Raw genomic sequence first — 5060 nt, 5'->3', positions numbered from 1 at the left:
GTAAAATTGAAACTATGCTACAACTATATGAAAAAAATAGTCTTTTCATTCGTTTCAAATGCTATTGCCTAAGGGGAATTAAGTAGGGGTTTGCTATAAACATGGCAAAACCACCTAAAATAAACCTCGATACACCAGCATTGTGTATTTCAGCTACTCAATAATTGGGAAACTTCAGATCTTGAAGTGCCCCATTAGTATTCCGCAGGCATAAAAAACCAGCTCGACGGCTGGCTTAGTTTTGAAAGCAAATAAGCTTTCAAGAGTCTTCGCGGAGGGGTGCTGTGACCTTGAACTTAGATAACCAAAATGAGCTTTCACAAAAGTACGCCCCCCCCCCGATAATTATTTCATATTGTCACGCACTCTAATCCTAGAGAAATCAGCATTAACTAAGACTCTAGCCCAACTTTCACTCGATGCTTTGGTCTTCATTAGCGAGGCATGAGGAACATATAAAAGATCAGAGATTTTGCGCACCAGATATTCTTCATGCATATCTAGATCGCCATCAACAAAAGCAATCTTCCACAGTGATTCAATTAATTCAATTTTTTGTTCCAGACTATAGGATTTATTGATAAGAGAAGTAAATTGAAAATAGTCAACCGCCTGATTTCTTTGCTCTTCAGCTAAATCAAATAAAGTAGTCGCTTGTTCTAGAGTTAGAGAAAAACTCTGCTGTACTAACGCTAAAACAGTCTCCTGCTCTATAGTCTCGATTGCATCATCCATGTCATCATTTCTAATAACAAGGCAGCACTGGCAATTTGAAGCTTTTCTTCCGAGAACTCTTCTGGTGCGGGAAGTTTTATATGCTCATCAAAGAACAGTTTAATTTGGTTGAGCATGATTAATAAGCCGATTTCAATAGAAGTAAAATAACGATAATAAACCATATTTTAAACCCATGGGTTATTTCAGCCTGATTCCGAAACTCAAAATACATAGAAAACTATTAATCAGCTTGTGAGTTTTCCCGTTTCAGCAAAATATTTCCCACCTGTAAAAGATTAACGACGATATAAATCAATTACTTAATATTTTTTAATTAAAAACAAATCATGCTGTTGGGGGGAAAGTTTTAGATGCTGATTAATACGCTTAAACCAAAAGACCACAACAATTCACAACATTAATCAGGCGCGCCATGCTACCTCACGAAATTCCGGGACTCCTGTCGCCATTTCCGTGTCAAAGCGGCTCCGGGTTTTAGCTGATTGAGCGCATCATTTAAATCGTCAATATAGCTTTGGATAAAGGTGGCTGGGGCATTCATTAACATGGGCTTACACCGATAAAATTACAACAACCTCAGAATACCTGATTTTACCTTCTCAATATCAAAAACTTGAACATCGAGTATCAGGGACTAAAAATCACCACTTCGCTAAGCTCCGTTTCCATGATTTTCAGCGATCGATTACTGTTGTCGAATCTCTAGCTGTCAAAAAATCGGACATCTAACTTACGTTAATCTATGAGTTCATACCCTCATTACTTAATCGCTAAAGCCATAGTTTCAACCGAGACTAAATCACATTTCCCCGTCAGCCTAGCAGGTCTCCCTTCGAGCCCCATTTTAAATCCTGAATCTGTCATAGCGAGCAAGATAATATCAATATTAAGCTCTTCCTTTAACGTATTGGATATTTTTTTAATTTCGGGCAACCAATCACCTGCACTCTTATTTTGCAAATAACGTCGCCAATATTCATCTGGAGCAAGCACGACTAAGGTTAACTCTTTATTCAATTTTTTATGAATTTACTAGCAACCTCCGCTGATATTTTTACTAGATTTTTTTCAATAATTGCACAATAAGCCAAGCCTTCAAGTAATGCACGTAGTGGTGAATCTGCTTGGCCACCATTTACACTGTCAATTTTCAACTCAATGACAGCAGGCACTTTATGATCAATCACACCAAAAAGATCAACCTTCCCAATTCCTTTATCGCCTTGTTTAGCTTTTCAGGCGCGCCATGCTACCTCACAACATTCTGGGACTCCTGTCACCAACATTCATTCGCCTACGCAGCGAATGGGAGATGCCCTGGTCGCCCTGCGTCCGTCTCAACTACGCACAAAACCCTGCTCCGTTAAGACTACCTCAAATGGCTGGACGGCTATTCGGAATGCAATTCTTGCCTCCCTCGCGCGCTACTAGCGCACTTCGGATCAGCGAATTGCCCTGTCGCCTACCAGGGACTAAAAATCATCACTCCGCTTAGGCTCCGTTTCCCTGATTTTAAGCGAATGGTGTCTGGTAATCAATGAACTCAAGTACTCGCCCATCAGGTAACTTAAATACTTCGTTTGCGCGGGATCTATTAAACAAAGCAACCGCTAGATGCTCTTCTCTTCGATTAGATGCAGATCCACTACTGGTAATACCATTGTGTGAATCCACAAAATAGGAATTTTGTCGCCGAGGTGCTTCTTTATCACGCAATTGCTTATAACTGTCAATAATTCCACTCATTTCCATATTTTTCATGAAATTAAGAAATCGAGAGACTTGATTCAGTTCTTCTTTTTTATATAACTCAATTAAAGGGGGTTTCATAATACTGATTTTATTGATAAAGGAATAGGAGACAAAAATAAAGGGTAAATGTGTACACCAACGCCGGCTAATAAATCGTTCTAATACCCTTTACTTACCCTGAACCAACAAATCAAACACCACCCGAGCAAAACCAGCTGCTTTAGCAGGGTCAGACAACAACTGCATCATCTGATTTTGATGTGCATCATTACTATCCATCACCGCATCATCAATCGCTTTAGGGAAGTCGCCTAACATGGCTTGCTCTGGTGTGTTGTTAGCGATTTGACTCATCACCAAAGCATTCTCACTCAGCTTATCTCTTACGGTATAAGCATAGTTGACTAAATCTTTATCTGTCAGCTCATCGGTTATAAATAACTCATTCAAGCGGCTGATAATCTGTGAGAGAAACTCTTCTTTTTTATCCTTAGGTTTTGCCGTGCCTATTTCATCGCCAGGACTTAGGTAAACTCCAGTTTCAGCTTTATCCTTTAGATTAATATCCTGCTGGCGTATTTTTGATAACCGATAATGGCTTAACACCACGCTATTCAAATCAATATCATCTTCATCAAGCAATGTCTCACGTAACATAGGACGTAAGTTTCTAGCATAGAGACTTAGCTTTTCTAAATCCTTATTATCATAATCCACTATCTGTGACATAAACTCATAGAAACGTACAAAGGTACCCAAGTCTTTTTTAAAGATTTCCAGGGCATCCTTTTCCTGCTTACATTCCTTAAAGCTATTTTCTGCATTGGCGATTAATACCGCGTCAGCTGTTTTCTTAGTGCGATCGAACATGTCTTTGGCTTGCTTATAAGCCTCAATGGCTGACTTATAACGCTTTTGCCAACGTTCGACAGCGGGTTTACAAATATTGGCTATGGCGGCATTGCTTTTACTCTTTTGTAAAAAGGCATTACAAAACTGTTCTACCTCTTGCCATTGAAAGATACCTGCTGCACGAAGCTTATCGAATAAATCAAAGATCAAGTCAGGGTCTGATACATCATCTAGTTCGGCTGTTTGATGATAGGGTTGGAATGCTTCAAGAATATCATCGGGGTCATTGAAGAAGTCCAATATAAAGGTGCCTGTTTCTGCTTTACCTGGGTAAGTACGGTTTAACCGTGATAAGGTTTGTACGCATTCCACACCGCCTAGTTTTTTATCCACATACATGGCACAAAGCTTAGGCTGGTCAAACCCTGTTTGAAACTTATTCGCCACCAACATCACTTGATAATCATCCGAATCAAAGGCTTTACGTAGTTCACGGCCTTTAAGGTTCCGATTCATATTATGCTCGGTAAACTTCTCACCAATTAAGCCATCAGCATTCGGGTCCTTCTCATTAAATTCCACTTCACCTGAAAACGCCACCATGGCATGGATTCTTTGATACCCTTTCTCGCTAATGTATTTATCAAAGCACAATTTATAACGCACGGCCTCTTTACGCGAACTAGTCACCACCATCACCTTGGCTTGACCACCTAATAAGCCCATCACATTATCTTTAAAGTGTTCAATGATCACCTGTACTTTTTGTGAAATATTGTAATCATGTAAGCGCACCCATTGATTCAGTTTGACCTTGGCTTTTTTGCTTTCAACCTCTTGATCAGAGCCTTGAATCTTCATCGCCAGGTTATAAGCGACTTTGTAATTGGTGTAATTTTTCAACACATCTAGAATAAAGCCTTCTTCTATTGCCTGACGCATGCTGTACACATGATAGGCTTCGGGTTTATTTCTCTTAGACGGCGCTTCATCGGGATTAGGTAAACGACCAAACAGTTCCAATGTTTTGGTTTTAGGCGTAGCGGTAAAAGCTAAATAACTGAGATTAGATGAAGCCCTGCGTGAAGCTACAGCAGCATCTAATATATCTTCAGTTGTTAACTCTTCCTCCTGGCTATCGACCATCAACACTTCTTTTAACTGCCGTGCTGCCGAGCCAGTTTGCGATGAATGTGCTTCATCCGCAATCACTACATAGTTACGTTCTTTTAAACTGCTGCTGTTTTCTATGGCTCTTAATACATAAGGAAAGGTTTGAATGGTGACGATAATAATCGGTTGTGAGTTTTCTAAACTGAAGTTTCCCAATTATTGAGTAGCTGAAATACACAATGCTGGTGTATCGAGGTTTATTTTAGGTGGTTTTGCCATGTTTATCATCAGTGTTTCCATTGAAAGCAACAATAGCTAAGAAACTTAGAGAGTATGCCTTATTTTAGAGGCGGTATGCGATTATCTTGTCCTACTCCCAGATTTTTAATCAATCCTAAAAATTCTTCGCAGGATAAGCACATGGAAAAACAACAAAAAACCTAAAATAAAGCTTGCAATTACGAAAAACATTTTTTTATAATTTTCCGTTTTATAAACCTTATAATCGGAAACTCTCATGTACGAATCCCAGACACTGAATGCCTTTATTTTTGATCACTGCAATAAGAACATGGACAATGCCGTATCAGCAGAACGTTACCCTT

General features: G+C 39.4%; 6 protein-coding genes and 1 pseudogene. 1 reads left to right on the top strand and 6 read right to left on the bottom strand.

Annotated elements, in window-relative coordinates:
* Positions 1 to 345: 345 nt before the first annotated feature.
* From CDZ78_RS11840 to CDZ78_RS21990, 4 genes are all read right to left on the bottom strand, one after another.
* Positions 346 to 735, bottom strand: coding sequence for a tellurite resistance TerB family protein (locus tag CDZ78_RS11840; protein ID WP_244559236.1), 390 nt, complete (start codon positions 733 to 735; stop codon positions 346 to 348).
* The gene (locus tag CDZ78_RS23160) at positions 711 to 851 is read right to left on the bottom strand and encodes a hypothetical protein (RefSeq protein ID WP_244559235.1); all 141 of its coding nucleotides are present in this window, start codon (positions 849 to 851) and stop codon (positions 711 to 713) included. Before CDZ78_RS23160 ends, CDZ78_RS11840 begins: the two co-directional genes overlap by 25 nt.
* Positions 852 to 1497: 646 nt before the next feature.
* Complete coding sequence (locus CDZ78_RS11835) at positions 1498 to 1755, bottom strand: hypothetical protein (protein WP_087870199.1); 258 nt, start codon at positions 1753 to 1755, stop codon at positions 1498 to 1500.
* The gene (locus CDZ78_RS21990) at positions 1752 to 1925 is read right to left on the bottom strand and encodes a hypothetical protein (RefSeq protein WP_167374275.1); all 174 of its coding nucleotides are present in this window, start codon (positions 1923 to 1925) and stop codon (positions 1752 to 1754) included. The genes CDZ78_RS11835 and CDZ78_RS21990 overlap by 4 nt, the downstream gene beginning before the upstream one ends.
* 118 nt (positions 1926 to 2043) lie before the next feature.
* On the opposite strand from CDZ78_RS21990, the gene CDZ78_RS23770 reads away from it, so the two are divergent.
* On the top strand, positions 2044 to 2169 hold the full coding sequence (locus CDZ78_RS23770) for a hypothetical protein (RefSeq protein ID WP_263458613.1): 126 nt from the start codon (positions 2044 to 2046) through the stop codon (positions 2167 to 2169).
* Between the two features lie 81 nt (positions 2170 to 2250).
* On the opposite strand, the gene CDZ78_RS11830 is transcribed toward CDZ78_RS23770, so the two are convergent.
* Complete coding sequence (locus CDZ78_RS11830; protein ID WP_087870198.1) at positions 2251 to 2568, bottom strand: hypothetical protein; 318 nt, start codon at positions 2566 to 2568, stop codon at positions 2251 to 2253.
* Positions 2569 to 2658: 90 nt separating this feature from the next.
* A pseudogene (locus CDZ78_RS11825) lies at positions 2659 to 4659 on the bottom strand (type I restriction enzyme subunit R domain-containing protein); the annotation flags it as partial.
* Positions 4660 to 5060: the final 401 nt, after the last annotated feature.

Source organism: Bathymodiolus platifrons methanotrophic gill symbiont, assembly GCF_002189065.1.
In the GTDB taxonomy this organism is placed as follows: domain Bacteria; phylum Pseudomonadota; class Gammaproteobacteria; order Methylococcales; family Methylomonadaceae; genus Methyloprofundus.
Note: the sequence above shows the minus strand (reverse complement) of the source record. Positions and strands in the feature narration are given on the sequence as shown.